The organism is Polaromonas sp. YR568, from assembly GCF_943372955.1.
GTDB lineage: Bacteria > Pseudomonadota > Gammaproteobacteria > Burkholderiales > Burkholderiaceae_C > Polaromonas.
In genome coordinates this window covers 228,507-249,746 of record NZ_CALSAL010000002.1, presented here as the reverse complement: position 1 = coordinate 249,746, position 21,240 = coordinate 228,507, and the positions used below count along the sequence as shown (strand labels likewise).

At 65.1% G+C, this 21,240-nt stretch carries 18 protein-coding genes; 13 read left to right on the top strand and 5 right to left on the bottom strand.

Features of this window, described 5'->3' with window-relative positions:
- The first annotated feature begins 7 nt into the window (after positions 1–7).
- The 13 genes from AAG793_RS07070 to AAG793_RS07010 all read left to right on the top strand — a co-directional run bounded on the left by AAG793_RS07070 (position 8) and on the right by AAG793_RS07010 (position 15,770).
- Positions 8–964, top strand: coding sequence for a LysR family transcriptional regulator (locus AAG793_RS07070; RefSeq protein WP_341906086.1), 957 nt, complete (start codon positions 8–10; stop codon positions 962–964).
- 32 nt (positions 965–996) lie between these two features.
- The gene (locus AAG793_RS07065; protein ID WP_341906084.1) at positions 997–2,523 is read left to right on the top strand and encodes an ABC transporter ATP-binding protein; all 1,527 of its coding nucleotides are present in this window, start codon (positions 997–999) and stop codon (positions 2,521–2,523) included.
- Positions 2,510–3,589, top strand: coding sequence for an ABC transporter permease (locus tag AAG793_RS07060; RefSeq protein ID WP_341906081.1), 1,080 nt, complete (start codon positions 2,510–2,512; stop codon positions 3,587–3,589). Before AAG793_RS07065 ends, AAG793_RS07060 begins: the two co-directional genes overlap by 14 nt.
- Entirely contained in the window at positions 3,589–4,509 is a 921-nt protein-coding gene (locus tag AAG793_RS07055; protein ID WP_341906078.1) for an ABC transporter permease, read from the top strand. Before AAG793_RS07060 ends, AAG793_RS07055 begins: the two co-directional genes overlap by 1 nt.
- A gap of 72 nt (positions 4,510–4,581) precedes the next feature.
- Entirely contained in the window at positions 4,582–5,733 is a 1,152-nt protein-coding gene (locus AAG793_RS07050) for a BMP family ABC transporter substrate-binding protein (RefSeq protein WP_341906075.1), read from the top strand.
- 111 nt (positions 5,734–5,844) lie between these two features.
- Positions 5,845–6,897: an adenosine deaminase gene (locus AAG793_RS07045; RefSeq protein ID WP_341906074.1), complete on the top strand. Its 1,053-nt coding sequence runs from the start codon at positions 5,845–5,847 to the stop codon at positions 6,895–6,897.
- Positions 6,898–6,903: 6 nt separating this feature from the next.
- On the top strand, positions 6,904–8,175 hold the full coding sequence (locus AAG793_RS07040) for a YbfB/YjiJ family MFS transporter (protein ID WP_341906071.1): 1,272 nt from the start codon (positions 6,904–6,906) through the stop codon (positions 8,173–8,175).
- 214 nt (positions 8,176–8,389) lie between these two features.
- A complete protein-coding gene (gene queE, locus AAG793_RS07035; RefSeq protein ID WP_341906068.1) occupies positions 8,390–9,025 on the top strand; it encodes a 7-carboxy-7-deazaguanine synthase in 636 nt (211 codons plus the stop codon).
- Between the two features lie 35 nt (positions 9,026–9,060).
- Entirely contained in the window at positions 9,061–9,435 is a 375-nt protein-coding gene (locus tag AAG793_RS07030) for a 6-carboxytetrahydropterin synthase (RefSeq protein ID WP_341907642.1), read from the top strand.
- A 31-nt stretch (positions 9,436–9,466) separates the two neighbouring features.
- Positions 9,467–10,777: a guanine deaminase gene (gene guaD, locus AAG793_RS07025; protein ID WP_341906066.1), complete on the top strand. Its 1,311-nt coding sequence runs from the start codon at positions 9,467–9,469 to the stop codon at positions 10,775–10,777.
- A gap of 44 nt (positions 10,778–10,821) precedes the next feature.
- Positions 10,822–11,397: a dCTP deaminase gene (gene dcd, locus AAG793_RS07020; RefSeq protein WP_341906063.1), complete on the top strand. Its 576-nt coding sequence runs from the start codon at positions 10,822–10,824 to the stop codon at positions 11,395–11,397.
- Positions 11,398–11,566: 169 nt separating this feature from the next.
- Complete coding sequence (locus AAG793_RS07015) at positions 11,567–14,302, top strand: CHASE domain-containing protein (RefSeq protein ID WP_341906060.1); 2,736 nt, start codon at positions 11,567–11,569, stop codon at positions 14,300–14,302.
- Positions 14,303–14,360: 58 nt separating this feature from the next.
- Complete coding sequence (locus AAG793_RS07010; RefSeq protein WP_341906058.1) at positions 14,361–15,770, top strand: amidase family protein; 1,410 nt, start codon at positions 14,361–14,363, stop codon at positions 15,768–15,770.
- Positions 15,771–15,865: 95 nt separating this feature from the next.
- Here the strand turns inward: AAG793_RS07010 and AAG793_RS07005 are convergent, their stop codons facing one another.
- From AAG793_RS07005 to AAG793_RS06985, 5 genes are read right to left on the bottom strand one after another with little or no spacing between them, the layout of a single operon-like run.
- Complete coding sequence (locus AAG793_RS07005) at positions 15,866–16,117, bottom strand: SlyX family protein (protein WP_341906055.1); 252 nt, start codon at positions 16,115–16,117, stop codon at positions 15,866–15,868.
- A 42-nt stretch (positions 16,118–16,159) separates the two neighbouring features.
- Positions 16,160–17,767, bottom strand: coding sequence for a gamma-glutamyltransferase family protein (locus AAG793_RS07000; protein ID WP_341906052.1), 1,608 nt, complete (start codon positions 17,765–17,767; stop codon positions 16,160–16,162).
- 56 nt (positions 17,768–17,823) lie between these two features.
- Positions 17,824–18,717 (bottom strand): ABC transporter permease, encoded by an 894-nt coding sequence (locus AAG793_RS06995; RefSeq protein WP_341906049.1) that lies wholly within the window; start codon positions 18,715–18,717, stop codon positions 17,824–17,826.
- A gap of 3 nt (positions 18,718–18,720) precedes the next feature.
- Positions 18,721–19,662 carry an ABC transporter permease gene (locus tag AAG793_RS06990; RefSeq protein ID WP_341906044.1) on the bottom strand — a complete coding sequence of 314 codons (942 nt, stop codon included), beginning with the start codon at positions 19,660–19,662 and terminating at the stop codon, positions 18,721–18,723.
- Positions 19,663–19,703: 41 nt separating this feature from the next.
- Entirely contained in the window at positions 19,704–21,203 is a 1,500-nt protein-coding gene (locus tag AAG793_RS06985) for an ABC transporter substrate-binding protein (protein ID WP_341906043.1), read from the bottom strand.
- Positions 21,204–21,240: the final 37 nt, after the last annotated feature.

Genomic DNA, 21,240 nt, shown 5'->3' with positions numbered 1-21,240 from the left:
AACGGGTATGAGGGAACAGGTGCCCTTCGACAAAATTGCCGACAAGATCGATCTTCACCTCATCCGGGTCCTGAACACCGTGCTTGTTGAACGCAGCGTATCACGCGCCGCCATCCGCCTGGGCATGTATCAGCCCGCCGTCAGCGCCGCCCTCAAGCGGCTGCGTACGCTGGCGGGCGACCCGATTCTGGTGCGCTCCGGCGCGGGCATGGTGCCCACCGATGCCGGGCTGCGCATGATCGAGCCTTCGGCCAGCATCCTGCGCGCCGCCGGTGTGCTGTTCAGTGATGCGCGCGGGTTTGACCCGGCCACTGCCGAGAGCACCTTCCGCATCGCCGCCAGCGACTACCTCGATCCGCTGTTTCTGCCGCATCTGGTGGCGCAGATCAAAAGCCAGGCGCCCCGCTGCCGCATCGAGATCCTGCCGCTGTCGGCACAGGCTGATTACCGCACCCAGCTGGCGCAGGGCCTGGCTGACATCGTGATCGGCAACTGGAGCGCGCCGCCGGACGACCTGCACATGGCGCGCCTCTTTGGTGACGAAGTGGTCTGCCTGGTTGCTAAAAACCACCCAGCGGTGCGCCGCGGCTGGGGCAAGAATGCCGATGCCTGGCTGCAGGCCGAACACATTGCGCCCACGGCGCTGCACCCCGGCGCCAAGGGCGTGATCGATGAGCACCTCGACACCTTGGGCCTGCAGCGCAACATCACCGTGCGCAGCCCGCACTTTGGCCTGATGCCGGCGATGGTGGCCACCAGCCTGCTGGTGATGACCACCGGGCGCCAGTACTGCGAGCGTTTTGAGGGTGTGCTGCCGGTCAAAATCCTGCCGTGCCCGGTGGCCTTTCCCCGCATGATGTACTACCAGCTCTGGCATGAGCGTACCCACGCGTCGGCCTCGGCACGCTGGCTGCGCGAGCGCGTGAAGTCGGTCGCTGCCGCACTGAAAAAAGAAAAAGCATGACGCTGGAGACGTCTTTACCCATGACTGCGCCAATGACGCCACCCCGCCTGCAGCTGAGCGGCATCACCAAGCGCTACCCGGGTGTGGTGGCCAACAATGGCATCTCGCTGCAGGTCGCCCCCGGCGAGATTCACGCCGTGCTGGGCGAGAACGGCGCCGGCAAGTCCACGCTGATGAAAATCATCTACGGCTCGGTCAAGCCCGATGCCGGCAGCGTGGCCGTCGATGGCCTGCCGGTGCTGGTGCGCAACCCGCAGGAGGCGCGGGCGCTGGGCATCAGCATGGTGTTCCAGCACTTCAACCTGTTCGACACGCTGACGGTGGCCGAGAACGTCTGGCTGGGGCTGGACAAGCATCTGACGCTGAAGGCGGTGTCGGCGCGCATCCGCGAGACCACGCAGGCCTACGGGCTGGACCTGGACCCGACGCGACCGGTGCACACGCTGGGTGTGGGCGAGCGCCAGCGCGTCGAGATCGTGCGGGCCCTGCTCACGAACCCGAAAATTCTGATTCTGGACGAGCCCACTTCGGTGCTGACGCCACAGGCGGTGGAGAACCTGTTTGACACCCTGCGCCGTCTGGCCGCGCAGGGCTGCAGCATTCTCTACATCAGCCACAAGTTGCATGAAATCCGTGCGCTGTGCACGTTCTGCACCGTGCTGCGCGGCGGGCAGGTGACGGGCGTCTGCGATCCGCGGCAGGAGTCCAATGCCTCGCTCAGCCGCCTGATGATTGGCGCCGAGCCGCCGGCCCTGGAGCACCGTGAGGTGCCTTTGGGCGATGTGGTGCTGGACGTTCGGGCGCTCAGCCTGCCGCGTGCCGAGCAGTTCGGGGTGGACCTGCACGAGATCAGCCTGCAGGTGCGCGCAGGCGAGGTGGTGGGTATTGCCGGCGTCTCGGGCAACGGCCAGAAAGAGTTGCTGTATGTGCTCTCGGGCGAGGACACGCGTGCCGGGGCCGCGGCCATCACCTTGATGGGGCGCGATGCCGGGGGGCTGGGCCCGGCCCAGCGCCGCGCCATGGGGCTGCACTTTGTGCCGGAAGAGCGGCTGGGCCGCGGCGCTGTGCCCACGCTGGGCCTGGCGCACAACCTCCTGCTGACCCGTACCGAAGCGATGGGCAGCAGCGGCTGGATCAGAGTCAAGGCGCTGGAGGCGCAGGCGGCGGGCATCATCGCGCGCTTCAACGTCAAGGCCGGCGGGCCGAACGCGGCAGCCAAGTCGCTGTCGGGCGGCAACCTGCAGAAGTTCATTGTGGGCCGCGAGATCGACGCCAACCCCCGGCTCCTGATTGTTTCCCAGCCCACCTGGGGTGTGGACGTCGGCGCGGCGGCGCAGATTCGCGGCGCAATCCTCGCGCTGCGCGATGCGGGCTGCGCGGTGCTGGTGGTCAGCGAGGAACTGGATGAGCTGTTTGAAATCAGCGACCGACTGCATGTGATGGCCAAGGGCCGGATGTCACCGTCTGTCGCCCGGGCCGACGCCACGGTGCCGCAGATTGGCGAATGGATGAGCGGGCTGTGGGACGCACCAGCGGAGGCCGCGCATGCTGAAGCTTGAGCCGCGCCCGCAGCCGTCGCCGTTCTGGAGCTTTGGCTCGCCGATTCTGGCGCTGCTGATCACCGTGGTCATTGGCGTGCTGCTGTTCGCCGCCCTCGGCAAGGACCCGGTGCGCGGGCTGCAGGTGTTCTTCTGGGAGCCGATCAAGACGCCTTACGCGCTGGGCGAGCTGATGGTCAAGGCCACGCCGCTGCTGGTGATTGCGCTGGGCCTGGCGGTGTGCTTCCGCTCCAATGTATGGAACATTGGTGCCGAGGGGCAGTTTGTGATTGGTGCGGTGTTCGCCGGTGGCGTGGCGCTGCTGGCCGACAAGACCACTGGCGGCTGGATTGTGCTGGCCATACTGCTGGCGGGCATGGCCGGCGGCATGGTCTGGGCTGGCATCACCGCGCTGCTGCGCGACCGTTTCAATGCCAACGAAATCCTCGTCAGCCTGATGCTGGTGTACGTCGCCGACATGGTGCTGAGCTACCTCGTCTATGGCCCGTGGAAGGACCCGGCGGGTTACAACTTTCCGCAGACCAAGACCTTCGAGTCGGTCACGCAGATTCCCCGGCTCATGACCGGCTCGCGCGTGAGCATCGGCTTGCTGATCGCGCTGGCTGGTGCGGCCCTGCTGTGGGTTTACCTGTTCCGTACCCGGGCCGGCTTCGCCCAGCAGGTCGGCGGGCTGGCACCGGCGGCAGCCCGCTATGCCGGTTTTTCCTCGCGCAAGGCGCTGTGGGTGGCCTTGCTGACTTCGGGTGGCGCGGCCGGGCTGGCGGGTGCGCTGGAAGTCGCTGGGCCCATCGGCCAGCTCACCCCTTATGTGCCGGCAGGCTATGGCTTTGCCGCGATCATCGTGGCCTTTGTCGGGCGGCTGCATCCGGTCGGCATGATCTTCTCGGCCATCCTCATGAGCATGTTCTACATCGGCGGGGAACTGGCGCAGTCGCGCCTGGGCCTGCCCAAGTCGCTGACCGGCGTGTTTCAGGGTCTGCTGCTGTTCACGCTGCTGGCCTGTGACACCCTGATCTCGTATCGTCTGCGCATCACCGGCCTGTCGGCCTCCGGGGGAGCGCGCTGATGGAAAGTTACGCACTCCTGCTGGCTGCCACGCTGAATGCGGGCACGGTGCTGGCCATTGCCGCGCTGGGCCTGCTGATCAATGAAAAATCCGGCGTGGTGAACCTGGGCGCCGAGGGCATGATGCTGTGCGCCGCCATCGCCGGCTTTGCCACGGTGGTCCATACCGGCAACGACTGGCTGGGTTTTGCGGCGGGCATGGGCGCCGGTGCGCTGCTGGCCGGCGCGTTTGGTGTGCTGGTGATCTGGCTCAACACCAACCAGTACGCCACCGGGCTGGCGCTCAGTCTGTTTGGCGCCGGCTTCTCGGCGTTTGCCGGCATCAGGTACGTGCAGGAAAAGTTGCCCGAGCGGCCACAGTTCTCCATCCCGCTGCTGGGTGACGTGCCCTTGCTTGGCCCGGCGCTGTTCCGCCAGCACCCGATGGTGTATCTGGCCATCCTGCTGGCGGTGGGACTGATCTGGTTCTTGTACTGCTCGCGCGCCGGGCTGGTGCTGCGCTCGGTGGGCGAGTCGCCCGAATCCGCCCACGCCCTGGGCTACCCGGTGCGGCGCATCCGGCTGGCGGCGGTGGTCACGGGCGGCGCGCTGTGCGGCCTTGCGGGGGCGTACATCGCCGTGATCTACACGCCGCTGTGGGTCGAGGGCATGGTGGCCGGCAAGGGCTGGATTGCGCTGGCGCTCACCACCTTTGCCACCTGGCGCCCGGCACGGGTGTTGCTTGGTGCCTACCTGTTCGGCGGTGTGACCATGCTGCAGTTTCACCTGCAGGGCATCGGTGTTGAGGTGCCGAGCCAGTTTTTAACCATGTTGCCCTACCTTGCCACCATCGTGGTGCTGGCCCTGATCTCGCGCAATCCGGCCTGGATTCGCATCAACATGCCGGCATCGCTTGGAAAGCCGTTTTACCCCGGTTCATAATTGTTCGAATTCACCCGCTTTTTTAGCCACTTTTTTTAACCAACCTGTCGCAACCCTCAAGAAGGAATTGACATGACTGACCTGAAGAAACGTTCCCTGCTCAAAGTCGCGGCGCTGTCCGCCGTGGCAGCGGCAGCCCTGGTGGGTTGCGGCAAGAAGGAAGAGCCGGCACCGGCCCCGGTCGCTGCGCCCGCCGCCGCTCCAGCACCCAAACCCGAGCCGCTGAAGATTGCGTTTGCCTACGTGGGCCCGGTGGGCGACGGTGGCTGGACCTTCGCCCACGACAACGGCCGCAAGGCCATCGAGAAGGAGTTTGGCGACAAGGTCGTCACCAGCTTCGTCGAGAAGGTGCCCGAGTCGGCTGATGCCGAGCGCGTGATCCGCGACATGGCGGCCCAGGGCAACACGCTGATTTTCGGCACCACCTTCGGTTACATGGAGCCCATGCTCAAGGTGGCGGCTGACAACCCGAACGTCAAGTTCGAGCACGCCACCGGCTACAAGACCGCGCCGAACATGCGCACCTACGACAGTCGCACCTACGAAGGCGCCTACATGGCGGGTGTGATTGCCGGCAAGATGACCAAGTCCAACACGCTGGGCGTGGTGGCCTCGATCCCGATTCCTGAAGTGGTGCGCAACATCAATAGCTTCACGATGGGAGCGCAGTCGGTCAACCCGAAGATCAAGACCAAGGTGGTGTGGGTCAACGAGTGGTTCAACCCGCCCAAGGAGACCGAAGCCGCCACCTCGCTGATCAATGGCGGGGCTGACGTGCTGTTCCAGAACACCGATTCGTCGGCTGTGCTGCAAACCGCAGAAAAGATGAACAAGCGAGCCTTCGGCTGGGACAGCGACATGACCGCCTACGGCCCCAAAGCCCACCTGGGCTCGGCCATCATCAACTGGGGTCCGTACTACGTGAAGGCCACGCGTGAGGCGCTGGAAGGCAAGTGGACTGGCGGCACCGGCGTGTGGTGGGGCGTGAAGGAAGGCGCCATCGACATGGTGTCTGTTGCTGCCGACGTGCCGGACGATATCAAGAAGCGGGTCGATGAAATCAAGGCCGGCCTGAAAGACGGCAGCTTCGCTATCTGGAAGGGCCCCATCACCGACAACACCGGCAAGGAACTGCTGGCCAAGGACGTCGTCGCCGACGACAAATTCCTCGGTGGCCTCAAGACCTATGTGAAAGGTGTGGAGGGCAAGGTGCCGGGCAACTGATGTTCGGTACCTGATGTTGGATGTCTGATGCCCTCTCCTGTGTGGGGAGGGCAGACACACAAAATCCTGTCACGGCTGCCTTCGGGCAGCTTCTTCGTTTCTGGAGTTCGAATGATTCCACGTGAATTGGCTGTCAAACCGGTGGCAGCAGACCGCTTGCCCGATCTGCTGCGGCTCATGCCCAAGGCCGAGCTGCACATCCACATTGAAGGCTCGCTGGAGCCCGAGCTGATCTTTGCGCTGGCGCAGCGCAATCGCGTGCAGATTCCCTATGCCAGCGTGGAGGAACTGCGCCGCGCCTACGCCTTCACCAACCTGCAGAGCTTCCTCGACATCTATTACGCCGGTGCCAGTGTGCTCATCACCGAGCAGGATTTCTACGACATGGCCTGGGCCTACCTCGTGAAGGCCGCTGCCGACAACGTGGTGCACGCCGAGCTCTTCTTTGACCCGCAGACCCACACTGCCCGCGGCGTGGCGATGAAGACGGTCATCGACGGCCTGCACCGCGCCTGCACGGACGCTTCCGCCAAACTCGGCGTGAGTGCCTCGCTGATCCTGTGCTTTCTGCGCCACCTCAGCGAAGAGGAGGCGTTTGAAACGCTGGAGCAGGCCTTGCCGCTGCGTGACAAGTTCATCGGTGTGGGACTGGACTCCAGCGAGTTGGGCCACCCGCCCGAGAAGTTCGCGCGCGTCTTTGCCCGCTGCGGCGAGCTGGGCCTGCACCGCGTGGCGCATGCCGGCGAGGAAGGCCCGCCCGCCTATGTGTGGTCGGCGCTCGATGTGCTGAAGGTCGAGCGCATCGACCACGGCGTGCAGTCGGTGCACGATGCGGCGCTGATGCAGCGGCTCGCAAAAGACCGCATTGCGCTGACGGTGTGTCCGCTGTCCAATCTCAAGCTTTGCGTGTTCCCCGATCTGGCCAGCCACAACCTGGGTCGCCTGCTGGACGCAGGCCTGGCAGCCACCGTCAACTCGGATGACCCGGCCTACTTTGGTGGCTACATGAACGACAACTTTGTCCAGACCTTTGCCGCTACCGGGCTGCAGGCCCGGCATGCCTACACACTGGCGCGCAACAGCTTCGAGGCCAGCTTTCTCGATGCGACGGCCAAGGCCCGCCACATCGAGCGGCTGAACGAGAGCTTTGACACCTTTCAATGACCTTGAATGACTGCCCCTGAATCACGCCCGACACCTGCCCGGGCCAGCCCCTGGCCGATTGCGCTGGCCGGGCTGGTGGCGCTGGCTGTGGCCATGGGGCTGGGACGCTTTGCCTTCACGCCCCTGTTGCCGATGATGCTGCACGACGGCGTGGTCGATCTGCCCACCGCCAGCTGGCTGGCCAGTGCCAATTACCTCGGCTACATGCTGGGCGCAGTGCTGTGCACGCTGCAGCCGTGGATCTGGTCCAAGGTCAAGGGGCTGCCCCTGTTTGCGTTTTCTTCGCTGGTGCGCGCAGGTCTGGTCATGACCGGTGTGTTGACCCTGGCGATGGCTTGGCAGGTTCCAGCGCTGTGGCCGCTGCTGCGTTTTCTGGCCGGCGTGACCAGCGCCGTGGTGTTTGTGTTCACCTCGGGCTGGTGCCTCTCGCGCCTGGCCAAACTGGGCGTGCCGGCGATGGGCGGCCTGATCTACGTCGGCCCCGGTGCCGGCATCGTGGTGAGCGGCCTGTTCGCCACCGGCATGGTGGCCTGGGGATGGACAGCCGCCACCGGATGGCTGATTTTTGGTGTGCTGGCCTTTGTGCTGACGGCGCTGGTGTGGCACATCATGCGCGGCGGCGAAGAGCGCCTGATCGTTCTGCCCTCCGGCACCCCGGCGCAGGGCAAGGCCGCCCCTGCCGCGCTGCCAGCGCAGGCCAGCGCCGAGATGCCGCTGCTGACGCTGGCCTACGGCATTGCCGGTTTTGGCTACATCATCACCGCCACCTTCTTGCCGGTGATTGCCCGCGCGGCGCTGCCGGGCTCACCGTGGCTGGACATGTTCTGGCCCATCTTCGGCATGGGCGTGATGATCGGTGCGGTGCTGGCCACCCGCATGCCCCCGGGCCAGGATTTCCGCATCCTGCTGGCGGGCTGCTACTTCGTGCAGGCGCTGGGCATTGCCGCCAGCCTGTGGAGTCCGAGCCTTGCCGGTTTTGCGATTGGCAGTTTGCTGCTGGGCATTCCGTTCACTGCGATCACTTTCTTCGCGATGCAGGAGGTGCGCCGCCTGCGGCCTGTCACGGCGGCCAGCTTCATCGGCCTGCTCACCGCAACCTACGGCGTGGGCCAGATCATCGGCCCGCCACTGGTGGCCTTGCTGCTGCGCCACACGCCAACGGCGGGTGCCGGTTTCACGCTGTCGCTGGAGATGGCGGCCAGCACATTGCTGGCCGGTGCCGTGCTCTACCTGTGGATGGCGCGGGCGTATCCAGTACGAGAGGCCAGTCCCGGCTGAAAGCGCCAAACCGGTAAAATAGCGCTACGCGTTGTCCCGGCGCCCCATTTTCATTCGGGACCATGTAGAGGAACACCATGTACAAAAACCTCGCTGCCCCGGGCCTTTTTGACGCCTGCGGGGCTGCCAGTTTTTCCATCTCCTGTATTGACCGTCGTGGCGCCATGTCGTCGCTGGCGCATGCGCGTTCGAGCCTGTTGGCGCGGAGGCCTGCATGAGCTACCAGGTCAAGGAAATTTTCTACACCCTGCAGGGCGAGGGCGCCAATGCCGGGCGGCCGGCGGTGTTCTGCCGTTTTGCCGGCTGCAATCTGTGGTCTGGCCGTGAGCATGACCGCGCCACCGCAGTCTGCCGTTTCTGCGACACCGACTTTGTCGGCACCGACGGCACACTGGGCGGCAAGTTTGCCGACGCCGATGCGCTGGCGGCGCAGATCGAAGCCCTGTGGCCCGTCGGCGATGCCGGCCACCGTTTTGTGGTGATGACCGGCGGCGAGCCGCTGCTGCAGGTCGATGCAGCCCTGATTGATGCCCTGCACGCGCGCGGCTTTCAGCTGGCGGTGGAGACCAACGGCACCATCGCGGCGCCTGCAGGCATCGACTGGATCTGCGTCAGCCCCAAGGCCGGTGCGCCCTGGGTGCAGCGCGAGGGGCATGAGCTCAAGGTGGTGTGGCCACAGCCCGCCTTGAGTCTTGATGAGCTGGAGGCGGCGCACTTCACCCACCGCTACCTGCAGCCCATGGACAACCCCGCACGCCAGCGCAACACCGAAGACTGCATTGCGCTGTGCATGGCACGGCCGGCATGGCGCCTGAGCCTTCAAACCCACAAGATCACGGGCATCCGATGAACAACGAACTCCCACCCCCAGAGACGACCTGCGATCTGAGTTGTGAAATCAGCCAGACCTTTTACTTCGACGCCGCTCACACGCTGAACCGCGCCATCGAGGCCGAAGGCAGCAAGCGTGTGCATGGTCACACCTACAACGCCGAGGTATTCATCGCCGGCACGCCGGACCCAGCCACCGGAATGGTGATGGACTTGGGCCTGGTGCGGCGCGAGATCGCCGTTCTGCGCGAGCAGCTCGACCACCACATGCTGGACGACGTGCCCGGCCTCGGCCCGCCGACGCTGGAGAACCTGTGTCACTTCATCTTCCGCAAGCTGTCGCCGCGTCTGCCGGCGCTGGCTTCGGTGCGGGTGTGGCGCGAGTCGCTGGGCGATGGCTGCCGCGTCACGCGCCCGGCGGGTCGCTGACCACTGCATAGCGTTAACAGGCCCTAGTCGCATGAAAGCCTTTCGCGCTGGCATCCTGCATTTCCCCCGACCGGCCGAGGCCGTGCTGGAGTCTGACGGCCTGCTGGTGATTGGTCCCAACGCAGAGGGGCAGGAGGTGGTGCATGCCGTGGGCAGCTACCAGCAGCTGGCACCGCGCTTTGCCGATGTCTTTGGCGATATGCCCGTAACGCACTGGCCGGGCCGCATCATCGCCCCCGGTTTTGTGGACATGCACATCCACTGCCCGCAGGTCGATGTGATCGGCTCACCCGCCGAAGGGCTGCTGCCCTGGCTGGAGAACTACACTTTTCCGCAGGAGATGCGTTTTGCAGACCCGGCACACTGCGCCGAAGTGGCGCGCTTTTTTGTGGCCGAGCTGCTCCGCAATGGTGTGACGACGGCGCTGGCCTTTTCCACCTCGCACCCGGCATCGGTCGATGCCTTGTTTGCCGAGGCATCGAAGCAGCAGATGCGGCTGATGACGGGCAAGTGCCTGATGGACCAGAACGCGCCCGAAGGCCTGCGCGACCACACCGAACAAAGCCTGCTGGACACTGAGGCGCTGATTCGTCGCTGGCACGGCATGGGTCGTCTGGGCTATGCCATCACCCCGCGCTTTGTGCCCAGTTGCTCGGCAGCGCAACTGCACGGCGCCGGGGAACTGGCCGCCGCCTACCCGGATGTCTGGGTGCAATCGCACGTGGCCGAGAATCGTGATGAAATCGCGTGGGTGCACCGGCTGTACCCGGCGGCACGCAGCTATTTGAGCGTGTACGAACAGTTCGGCCTGCTGCGGCCACGGGCGGTGTATGCGCACTGCATCCACATCGACGACGAGGACCGCGCACTGATGCGCGATACCAGCACTGCCGCCGCCGTGAGTCCGACCAGCAACCTGTTTCTGGGCAGCGGATTCTTCGATTACGCCAGCGCTGACCGCATGGGCTTTGCCTACGGCTTGGCCAGCGACGTGGGCGGTGGCACCTCGTTCAGCCCCTTCCACACCATGCTGGCCGCCTATTACGTGGGCCGGGAAGGCCAAACCAAGACCGGCCTTTCGCTCACCCCGCAACAGCTTTGGTGGCAGCACACAGGGGGTGCGGCGCAGGCCTTGGGCCTGGGTGGCGTGGTGGGCACCCTGCAGCCCGGCTGCGAGGCCGACTTTGTGGTGCTCAACCCGAGCGCCACGCCGCTGCTGGCCCGTAAGACCGCGCAGGCTGCGAGTCTCGACGAACTGCTGTTCTCCCTGATTGTGCTGGGGGACGACCGGCTGATCGAGCGCACCGTGATGGCCCAGCGCACCGAAGCGGCCACCGCCTAGGCCACGGGCTGCCTACAATGGCGGCACAGCAAGGAGCCTTCCGCATGAGCATCAAGAGCGACAAATGGATACGCCGCATGGCAGAGACCACCGGCATGATCGAGCCCTTCGAGCCGGGCCAGATTCGTGTGGCGGCTGACGGGCACAAGATCATCAGCTACGGCACGTCCAGCTACGGCTACGACATCCGCTGTGCGCCCGAGTTCAAGGTCTTCACCAACATCCACAGCACGGTGGTGGACCCGAAGAATTTTGACGAGAAGAGCTTTGTCGATTTCCACGGTGACAGCTGCATCATTCCGCCCAACAGCTTCGCGCTGGCCCGCACCGTCGAGTACTTCCGCATTCCGCGCAATGTGCTGACGATCTGCCTGGGCAAGAGCACTTATGCGCGCTGCGGCATCATCGTGAACGTCACGCCTTTCGAACCCGAGTGGGAAGGCTATGTGACGCTGGAGTTCTCCAACACCACGCCGCTGCCGGCCAAGATTTACGCTGGCGAGGGTTGCGCCCAGGTGCTGTTCTTCGAGAGCGACAAGGACGACGTCTGTGAAACCAGCTACAAGGACCGCGGCGGCAAGTACCAAGGCCAGGTCGGCGTGACGCTGCCCAAGGCCTGACCAGCCGTCTGACGGCCCCGCATGCGATCTGTTACAACCGGACGCATGCGCCTGCTTCCTCCCCTGAATCAACCGATGCCCGTGCGCTGCACTGCGGGCGCAGGCATCGTGGCACCCCACTCATCTGTCGCTGGCTTGGCTATCCACAACCCTTGGGGAGAGGGCTGACTTGGCCCTGTGGAACGCCACTGCGATGAAGTCCCGGGGCGGTGTGCTCCGGCTGTTCTGCGAAGTGGTACTGATCGCGGTGGTGTCGGAGCTGCTGATCGCCTTCACGCTAGGCCGTATCTGGGGCGGCAGCAACACCACATCGGCCTTTCTTCATGCCCTGCTGCTGATGGCGGTGGTGGCGCCGCTGTTTGTCTGGCGCTGCATCGCGCTGACACGCCGTGAAGCCAACCGGCTTGATGCGACCTACGACATTCCGCGCTGGGTACTGGCGCTGACCACTGGCGTTTTTGTGCTCGGTCTGGGCGTGGCGCTGGCCTTCGCGCACTGGCAGCACACCCGCATTGAAGCCGAAGCCCGGCAGCGGTTTGACCGCCAGATGGAAGTGCTGGCCGGCGAGATTCAGCGGCGCTTTCTGCAACCCATTTATGGCATGAAGGGCGCGCGCGGCGTCTATGCGGCCAGCCCGGTCGTGAACCGCGAGGCCTTCCGGGCCTATGTGGCTTCGCGCGACCTGGCGGTCGAGTTTCCGGGGGTGCGTGGCTTTGCAATGGTGCAGCGCGTGATGCGGCAGGACATTGATGCGTTTGTCGCGGCCGAGAAGGCCGATGGCATGCCGGACTTTGCAGTGCGCAGCAGCGGCAACGCGCCCGACCTGTATGTGGTCAAGTACATCGAGCCGGTGGTCTCCAATGCCGGGGCGATCGGTTTTGATCTCGGCGGCGAGCCACTTCGCCGCGCCGCGCTGGAGCAGGCTATTCGCACGGGCTTGCCGACACTGAGCAACCGGGTGGTGCTGGTGCAGGACGAGCAAAAAGGCGCTGGATTCCTCTATTTTCTGCCGGTCTATCGCGCGGGCGTGCCGCTGAACACCGCGCAGCAGCGGTTTGACGGCCTGGTGGGCGTGTTGGCATCACCCATCGTGGCGCGCGAGCTGCTGGCCGGCACGGTGCGTGCAGTGGCGTCGCAACTGGATTTCGATCTCTACGAGGGCGCGATCCACCCTGAGGACCTGGTGTATTCCCACCGGACAGACAGCCCAGCCGCAGCCGCCACACCGTCTCCCGCCCTGGTGCGGCCATCGGCGTGGTTGCGCGAGGAGCGCGAGCTGGTGGTTGGCGAGAGGCCTTTTGTGCTGAGCGCACGGACGTCGGCGCAGTTCGAAGCCACGGTGGACTTCACCACCCCCATCGTCACCCGCATCGGCGGCAGTCTGCTCAGCGCCCTGCTGGCCCTGACGGTCTGGCTGCTCGGCAGCAGCCGTACCCGCGCCTACGCGGTGGCGCAGCGCATGACGGCCGATCTGGCGCGGCTGGCCGAGGTCGCGCGGCTCACCTCGAACTCGGTGGTCATCACCGACCAGGCCCAGCGAGTCACCTGGGTCAATGACGGTTTCACCCGCCAGTACGGCTACACGCCCGAAGAGGCGCAGGGCCGTCAGGTGCAGGAGCTGACCGGACTGGCAGGCAACGACCCCGCGGCCCTGCAGCGCATTGAGCAGGCGGTGGTTTCGGGGCAGGGCTGCCAGGTCGAGGTGATTCACCATGCACGCGACGGCCAGTCCCGCTGGATGCAGCTGGAAATCCAGCCACGCCGCAACGAGGCGGGCGAGCTGGTCGGCTTCATGCAGATCGGGCTGGACATCAGCGAACGCAAGCGCGCCAAGGAACAGATCCAGCAGGCCAATGAGGCGCTGCAGAATATTCTCGACAACCTGCCCTGCGGTTTGAGCGTGTATGACCGAAACCTCAAACTGGTAGCCTACAACCAGCAGTTCCGCGACCTGACCGGCCTGCCAGACACGCTTTTTGAAAACCCCGATCTGGGCTTTGAGGAAATCATCCGCTTCATGGCCACGCGCCGGGATTACGGCTCCGGCGATGTCGAGACCTCTGTCGCCTCGGCGATTGCGCGTGTCCGCGCGCCGGAAAAGCGCATCTACGAGCGTCTGCGCTTCGACGGCCTGCCGCTGGAGGTGCGCGGCGTGCCGATGCCGGACGGCGGCTTCGTCAACACCTATGTCGATATTTCAGAGCGCCGCAAGACCGACCGGCTCAAGAGCGAGTTCATCTCGACCGTGTCGCACGAGCTGCGCACACCGCTGGCGGCCATTTATGGCTCGCTCAAACTGCTGGCGGGCGGTGTGGCCGGCACGCTGCCCGCGCCGGCGCAGAACCTGCTGGGGGTGTCCATCCGCAACAGCGAGCGGCTGGTCAAGTTGATCAACGACATCCTGGACCTTGAAAAACTGCAGGCCGGCTCGATGAAGCTCGACCGCTCAGACCTGCCGCTGCGGCCAGTGCTGGAGCATGCGATGGAGTCCACCCGGCCCTATGGTGAGCCGTATCAGGTGAGCTTTGAGATGGTGCCGTGGGACGGCGAGGCGGTGGTCAACATGGACCCCGACCGCATCACGCAGGTGGTGGTCAATCTGCTGTCGAATGCAGCCAAGTTTTCGAAGCCGGGCGGTGTGGTGCGGGTCGAGGTCAGCCGCAGGGACAGCCATGTGCGCGTGTCGGTGATTGACCAGGGCGAGGGCATTCCAGACGAATTCCGCGAGCGCATCTTCTCGCGCTTCTCCCAGGCCGATGGCTCGGACACCCGGCAGAAAGGCGGTACCGGTCTGGGCCTGAGCATCTGTAAGAGCCTGGTCGAGCAACACGGCGGCCGCATCGACTACCGCAGCGAAGTGGGCAAGGGCACCGAGTTCTATTTCGAGCTGCCGCTGGTCCTCTAGGCAATTGGTAGGCAATCGCCAGGCAATCGTCACGACAGGTTTCACCGCAGGAGCTGGTATGTCCGACAACGAAATCATTGAACTGACCGCGACACAGATCGCTGCAGCGGTCAGGGCCAAACGCCTGCGCGCTGTTGATGTCGTGCAGGCCTTCATCGCACGCACCGAGCGGCTGGAGCCATTGCTCAACACCTATGCGCACTTCATGCCAGAGCAGGCCATGGCCGACGCGCAGGCGGTGGATGCCTGTATCGCGCGCGGTGATGACCCGGGGCCTTTGGCGGGTGTACCGGTCAGCGTGAAAGACCTGATCGCGGTGGGCGGCGTGCCGCAGGCTTTTGGCTCACGCCTGTTTGCCAGCAACATCGCTGGTCACGATGCGCCCAGCGTGGCGCGGCTGCGCGCGGCCGGCGCCTGCATCACTGGCAAGACCACCACCAGCGAGCTGGGCTCCAAGGGCGTCGGTGATTCGCCGCTCACCGGCATCACGCGTAACCCGTGGAACACCGGCTTCACACCGGGCGGCTCCAGCGCCGGTGCGGCGGCTGGCGTGGCGGCTGGCCTGGTGCCGGTGGCATTGGGTACCGATGGCGGCGGCTCCATCCGCATCCCCGCAGCGTTTTGCGGCCTCACGGGTTTCAAGGCGCAGTACGGCCGCGTGCCGGTGTGGCCAGCGTCGGCCACGCCCGGCCTGGCCCACGTGGCGCCGCTGGCGCGCAATGTGGCCGATGCGGCACTGCTGCTGTCGTTGATGGCCGGCCCCGATGAACGCGATGCCACGTCGGCTCAGGGCGAGGCGTCTGACTTCCTGTCGACGCTGTCTCAGGCCTTCACACCGCTGCGCGTGGGTTGGTGCCCGGATTTCGGCGAAGGCGGTGCCGAGCCCGACGTATTGGCGGCGTGCGAGGCAGCCGTCGAGCGCCTGCGCGGCGCCGGCTGTACGGTGGTGATGGTGCCACCGTGGCTGAAGACCGGTGCACGCTCACCGTGGGAGACCGAGTTTTACGCAGGCATCGCCCAGCGCATTGCCAGCCTGCCGGATGCCTTGGCGCAGATTGATCCCGCACTTCGCCGGCAGGTGGAGGGCCTTCAGTGGCCGGTGGATGCCGCGCTGCTGGCCCGGCAGCGCGCAGCCATCCGCGCTGAACTGGACGCCGTGTTTTCAGAGGTCGATGTGCTGCTCAGCCCGACGCTGCCGGTCGCAGGTATTCCGGCGGGGCAGGACGCGCCCCAGGCCTGGGCTGACCGGGGACCGGTGGCGTGGTCGCATTTCACCTATGTGTTCAACCTCACCGGCAACCCGGCGGCTTCGGCGCCAGTGGGCTGCAATGCGCAGGGCTTGCCCATCGGATTGCAGGTGGTAGGCCGGCCGGGTGATGAGTGCACGGTGCTGCGCGTGTTGCAGAGGCTCGAATCTAATGGGCCGGATTTCTCGGTGGCCGCTATTGATCGGATGCGCGCTGATTGAGGCGCTAACAGGCTTTGTCTTGCTCCCGTTCGCCCTGAGCCCTTCGGCGTGGCTCGGGACAGGCCTGTCGAAGGGCCAGTCGCTGGGACAAGCACTCAGTAATGCGGCGGCAGGTCGTCGCCGGGGCGGCTGAAACGCGTTGGGCCGCCTTCTGCAGATTGCTGGTCGAGTTGCTGGCGCAGTTGCGTGACCTCGCGCACCAGCAGGTCGATCTGTTGCTGCTGGCGCACCACGACCTGGTTCAGCTCGTCGAGCAGGTCTTCCTGAAAGCTGGCCTTGATCTCCAGTGCGGTCAGGCGTGCGTCGGTCGGGTGGTCGTGGGGAGGTGTGTCTGGCAGATCGGGCATGCCGCTATTGGACACCACTTCGGCACAGCGCTTGCCAAGCCGCTACCACGTGGCAATAGCGCCATCCGTGCGCGGCTCGGTCCCGCCGCAGAGCACACCGGCCGCATTGCGCCAGATGATCTGCCCGCGGCCGAAGCCGATGCGGTTGTTGGACCAGGACACTTCGTGGCCCAGTCGCGCGAGGCTGTGGTACAGGTGCTCGGGTGTGCTGCGCTCCAGGCTCACCTTCTTGCCGCTTTCCCATTCCCAGCGCGGCGCGTCCAGCGTGGCCTGCGGGTTGAGCCCGAAGTCCACGGTGTTCATCACCACCTGCACATGGCCTTGCGGCTGCATGAAGCCGCCCATGACGCCGAAGGGGCCGACCGCTTCGCCGCCCTTGGTGAGGAAGCCCGGAATGATGGTGTGGTACGGCCGTTTGCCCGGTGCCACACAGTTCGGGTGACCGGGCTCGACAGAGAAGTTGTTGCCCCGGTTGTGCAGCGAAATGCCGGTGCCGGGAACCACCATGCCGGAGCCAAAACCCATGTAGTTGCTCTGGATCAGCGAGACCATGTTGCCTTCGCCGTCGGCGGTGCTGAGGTACACGGTGCCGCCACGCGAGGGCTGGCCCGGCATCGGCTGCAGTGCCTCGGTGCCGATGAGGGCGCGGCGCTCGTCGGCATAGGCGTCCGACAGCATGTCGGCCACCGACATCTTCATGTACGCCGGGTCGGCAATATAGGCCTTGCCGTCGGCATAGGCCAGCTTCATCGCTTCGATCTGGCGGTGGTAGGTGGTGAGCGTGTCGCGGTCCTGGAAGTCAAAACCCTTGAGGATGTTGAGCGCCATCAGCGCCACCATGCCGTGGCCGTTGGGGGGAATCTCCCAGACGTCGTAGCCACGGTAGTTCACGCTGATCGGCTGGCACCAGTCGACCTTGAAGTCGGCCAGGTCCTGCGCGGTCAGATGGCCGCCCGCTGACTGGATGAAGGCGCCAATCTTCTCTGCAAGGTGTCCGCGGTAAAAACTCTCAGCTTTGGTCTCCGCAATCGACTGCAGTGTGTCGGCGTGACCGGCCGAGCGGTACATTTCGCCCGCCTCGGGCGCGCGCTCCGGCGAGAAGGTGTCGAACCAGTGGCGGAAATAATCTTCCTTGAACTGGGTGCGGAACAGCTTGGTGGCCTGTTGCCACGCAAAGGCCACCGTAGGTGACACCGGATAACCGTCACGCGCCAGCTCCACCGCACGCGCCATCGAGGTGGTCAGCGGCAGGCGCCCGAAGCGCTCGGCCAGCGCCGCCCATGCCGCAGGCGTGCCGGGCACGGTGACCGGCAGTGGGCCATATTTCGGAATTTCGGTCAGGCCCATGGTCTGCACCTTGTCCAGCGTCAGGCTGCGGGGTGCCGGGCCGCTGGCGTTCAGCCCATGCATCTGACCCTTGTGCCAGACCAGTGCAAACACATCGCCGCCGATGCCGTTGGCATTGGGTTCCACCACCGTCAGCGCAGCGGCGGTGGCAATGGCGGCGTCAATGGCGTTGCCACCGGCTTGCAGCACCTGCAGGCCAGCCTGTGCGGCCAGCGGCTGGGAGGTCGCGACCATGCCGCGGTGGCCGTACACCACATTGCGGCGGGAGGCGTAGGGGTAGTTCAGGGAGTCGAATTGAAGCATGTTGGATGAGAGGTTATTCAGCGCTTCTTTGGCGCTTGTTCAGGTTTCTTCAGTGCTTATTTGTGCTTGGGGTCCAGCGCGTCGCGCAGGCCGTCACCCAGCAGGTTGAAAGAGAGTACCAGCAGAAAGATCGACAGACCGGGCCAGATGGCCATCCAGGGTGCATTGTCGACGTAGTTCTTGGCGGTGTTCAGCATGCTGCCCCAGCTGGGTGCGGGGGGCTGCTGGCCGAGTCCGAGAAAGGACAGACTGGCCTCGGCAATGATGGCGGCGGCAATCGCCAGCGACGCCTGCACGATCAGTGGTGGCAGCACGTTGGGCAGGATGTGCCGCAGCGCGATGCGCCAGTGCGGGTTGCCGACGGCGCGCGCCGCCTCGATGAAGTCTTCCACCTTCACCGCCAGCACCTGGGCTCGCGTGAGGCGGATGAAGACCGGTGTCGCCGACACGCCAATCGCGATCATGGCGTTGGTGAGCGAGGGGCCCAGAAAGGCGGCCAGCGCGATCGCCAGAATCAGAAAGGGCACGGCCAGCATGGAGTCGGTGAAGCGCGAGATCAGGCCATCGGTCCAGCCACCGACATAGGCGGCGAGCAGTCCGATGGGCACGCCCAGCGCCATCGAGATGCAGACGGACACCAGCCCCGCCAGCAGCGAGGCGCGAGCGCCCCACACCACACGCGAGAGCACGTCGCGGCCGATCTCGTCAGTGCCGAACCAGTACTCGGCACTCGGCGCCTTGCGCACCGCACTCCAGCTGGTGGCAATCGGGTCATAGGGTGCGATCCATGGCGCAAAAACGGCGAGGGTCACAAACAGCAGAACAATCACCAGGCCGACCATGGCGCCGCGGCGGCGCATCAGCCGTCGCAGGGCGCGGCGGGCCGGCGAGGCTTCGCGGGGCGCCACGGCAGGAATGGCAGTGGGCTTGACAGGAAGAACAGCGCTCATGCGTCAACCTCTCAGACGTGGGTTGACCACAAAGTAGGCCAGATCGGCCAGCAGGTTGAGCAGGATGTAGACGCTCGACGTGAACAGCACCACGCCCTGCACCACGGCGTAGTCGCGGTTGAAGACGGCGTCCACAATCAGTTTGCCAAAACCGGGGATGGAGAACACCTGCTCGGTGAGCACCGCGCCCGACAGCAGCGTACCGAACTCCAGCGCACCCAGCGTGATGATGGGTGTGAGCGCATTGCGCAGCCCGTGCTTGAGCACCACCACGCGCTCGTTCAGCCCCTTGGCACGCGCGGTGCGCACATAGTCGGCGTTGAGCACCTGCAGCATCGCGCTGCGGGTGTGGCGCATCAGCACCGCCGCAATCGCATTGCCCAGCACAAAGGCCGGCATGATCATCGCCGCCAGATTGGCGCCGAGGTTTTCAAACGGACTGGTGTACCCGGACGCCGGCAACCAGCCGAGCGACACCGAGAACACCAGAATCATCAGAATGCCCAACCAGAAGTTGGGCGTAGACAGCCCCCACAGCGCCACCACGTTGGCCACATAGTCCCACACCGTGTCCTTGCCCACAGCCGACACGATGCCGGCCGGAATGCCGATCAGCAGCGCGATCACCATGGCCATACCGGCCAGTTGCAGCGTGACCGGCAGTTTGTCCTTGATGAGGTCCAGCACCGGCTCCTGAATGCGTAGCGACTCGCCCAGGTCGCCCTGGAAGACGCCCGAGATCCAGTAGAAGTAGCGCACCGGGAGTGGCTCGTCCAGGTGCATCTTCTTCTGCAGGTAGGCGATCACCTCCGGGTCCTGGTTCTCACCCGCCAGGATCACGGCTGGATCGCCGGGCAGCAGTTGCTGCAGCCCGAAGATGATGATCGTGACGAAGAACACCGTCGGAATGATCGCGGCGAGCCGCTTGAGCAGGTACTGGAACATGGGTGGCGTATGTCTCTGTGGAGGCTGGGGGCTACCGCACCTTACATCTTCAGGCCCTGCACACGGACCAGACCGTCAGGAATGGTGCGCATACCCTTGAGCTTGACGTTGTAGGCCCAGAGCCAGTTGCGGTGGTAGAGGTAAACGATGGGCTTGACCTTGTCGGCTTCAGCAGCCAGCGTGGCAAAAGTCCTGATACGACCTGCAGTGTCCAGCTGGTTGCGTGAACGGTTCAGCAGCTCATCCCACTGCGGGCGGCACTCACCGTGGTAGTTCAGCGGCTGCTTGCAGCCATAGAAACTGAACAGGTTGCCATCCGGGTCGGCGCGGCCGCTCCAGGCCAGCACATAGGCATCGAACTGGCCCTTGTCGGCAAGACCGAGCGAGGTGGCAAATTCGGTGGACTGGATCTTCACGTCAAAGCCGGCTTCCTTGGCCATCGCCTGCACCACCTGGGCCACGCGCTGGCCGTCCGAGGTGGTCGGTGTCATCAGCGTGAAGGTCGGGTTGGGAACACCGGCTTCTTTCAGCAGCTGCTTGGCGCGTGCGACGTCGCGCTTGGGGATGGGCACGTTCTTGGCATAAAACGCGTTGCTCGGTGGCACCCACTGGTTGCCAGGGGTGGCTTCGCCGTCCATGGCCACCTGCACGATGCCAGCCCGGTCCAGCGACAGCTCAAATGCCTCGCGCACGCGCGGGTCGCGGCCCAGCGGGTTCTTCTGTGCCAGATCGCTTTTCGCGGTGTTGATGGTGATGCCCTGGTAGCCCAGCTCGGTGATGCGTGAGAGGCCCAGCTTCTTGTCGGCCTTGATGGAGGCAATGTCGGACGGTGCCACGCGCTCGATGAAGTCGAGCTGGCCGGAGCGCAGGTTGGCCAGGCGCACGGTCGCATCGACGATGGGCAGGAACACCACCTTGTCGAAGTGGATGTTGGCCTTGTCCCAGTAGTTGGCAAAGCGCTCCAGCACGATGCGGTCCTGCGCCACGCGCTCGGTGAACTTGAAGGGGCCGGAGCAGACTGGCCGTGTGCCGAAGTTGGTCGGCATCGCTTGCGCCGCCTTGGGCGAGACCATCATGCCGGCACGGTCGGCAATCACCGACAGCAGGGGCGAGAAGGGCGCGCTCAGGTTGATGCGCACTGTCAGGTCGTCAACCACATCGACAGTGGTCATCGGTGCGAGCTCGCCGCGGCGGTTGGAGCCGGCCAGGTTCTTGTGGCGCTCCAGGTTGTACTTCACGGCAGCGGCGTCCATCTTCTCGCCGTCATGGAAAGTCACGCCGGGGCGCAGCTTCATCGTCAACGCCTTGTTGTCGGCCGACCACTGCCACGAGGTGGCCAGCTGCGGCACGATGTTGAGTTTTTCGTCAATGTCGACCAGTTTGTCGCACAGGGACGAGAACACGATGCGACCCACAAAGCTGCGTGCCAGCGTCGGGTCCAGAATGTCCGGGTCCTCGGCCAGACCAATGCGCAGGGTCTGTGCCTGTGCAGCACAGGCGGTGATGGCCAGCGTCAGCGCCAGCAGTGTTTTCTTGCTCATCGCTTCATTCCTTTACGGTTGTCCATGAATCAAATTA

Bases quoted from the DNA above. Each gene is read 5' to 3' on its own strand.
- AAG793_RS07070 (WP_341906086.1), top strand. From the start codon at position 8: ATGAGGGAACAGGTGCCCTTCGACAAAATTGCCGACAAGATCGATCTT.
- AAG793_RS07065 (WP_341906084.1), top strand. From the start codon at position 997: ATGACGCCACCCCGCCTGCAGCTGAGCGGCATCACCAAGCGCTACCCG.
- AAG793_RS07060 (WP_341906081.1), top strand. From the start codon at position 2,510: ATGCTGAAGCTTGAGCCGCGCCCGCAGCCGTCGCCGTTCTGGAGCTTT.
- AAG793_RS07055 (WP_341906078.1), top strand. From the start codon at position 3,589: ATGGAAAGTTACGCACTCCTGCTGGCTGCCACGCTGAATGCGGGCACG.
- AAG793_RS07050 (WP_341906075.1), top strand. From the start codon at position 4,582: ATGACTGACCTGAAGAAACGTTCCCTGCTCAAAGTCGCGGCGCTGTCC.
- AAG793_RS07045 (WP_341906074.1), top strand. From the start codon at position 5,845: ATGATTCCACGTGAATTGGCTGTCAAACCGGTGGCAGCAGACCGCTTG.
- AAG793_RS07040 (WP_341906071.1), top strand. From the start codon at position 6,904: ATGACTGCCCCTGAATCACGCCCGACACCTGCCCGGGCCAGCCCCTGG.
- queE (WP_341906068.1), top strand. From the start codon at position 8,390: ATGAGCTACCAGGTCAAGGAAATTTTCTACACCCTGCAGGGCGAGGGC.
- guaD (WP_341906066.1), top strand. From the start codon at position 9,467: ATGAAAGCCTTTCGCGCTGGCATCCTGCATTTCCCCCGACCGGCCGAG.
- dcd (WP_341906063.1), top strand. From the start codon at position 10,822: ATGAGCATCAAGAGCGACAAATGGATACGCCGCATGGCAGAGACCACC.
- AAG793_RS07010 (WP_341906058.1), top strand. From the start codon at position 14,361: ATGTCCGACAACGAAATCATTGAACTGACCGCGACACAGATCGCTGCA.
- AAG793_RS07005 (WP_341906055.1), bottom strand. From the start codon at position 16,117: ATGCCCGATCTGCCAGACACACCTCCCCACGACCACCCGACCGACGCA.
- AAG793_RS07000 (WP_341906052.1), bottom strand. From the start codon at position 17,767: ATGCTTCAATTCGACTCCCTGAACTACCCCTACGCCTCCCGCCGCAAT.
- AAG793_RS06995 (WP_341906049.1), bottom strand. From the start codon at position 18,717: ATGAGCGCTGTTCTTCCTGTCAAGCCCACTGCCATTCCTGCCGTGGCG.
- AAG793_RS06990 (WP_341906044.1), bottom strand. From the start codon at position 19,662: ATGTTCCAGTACCTGCTCAAGCGGCTCGCCGCGATCATTCCGACGGTG.
- AAG793_RS06985 (WP_341906043.1), bottom strand. From the start codon at position 21,203: ATGAGCAAGAAAACACTGCTGGCGCTGACGCTGGCCATCACCGCCTGT.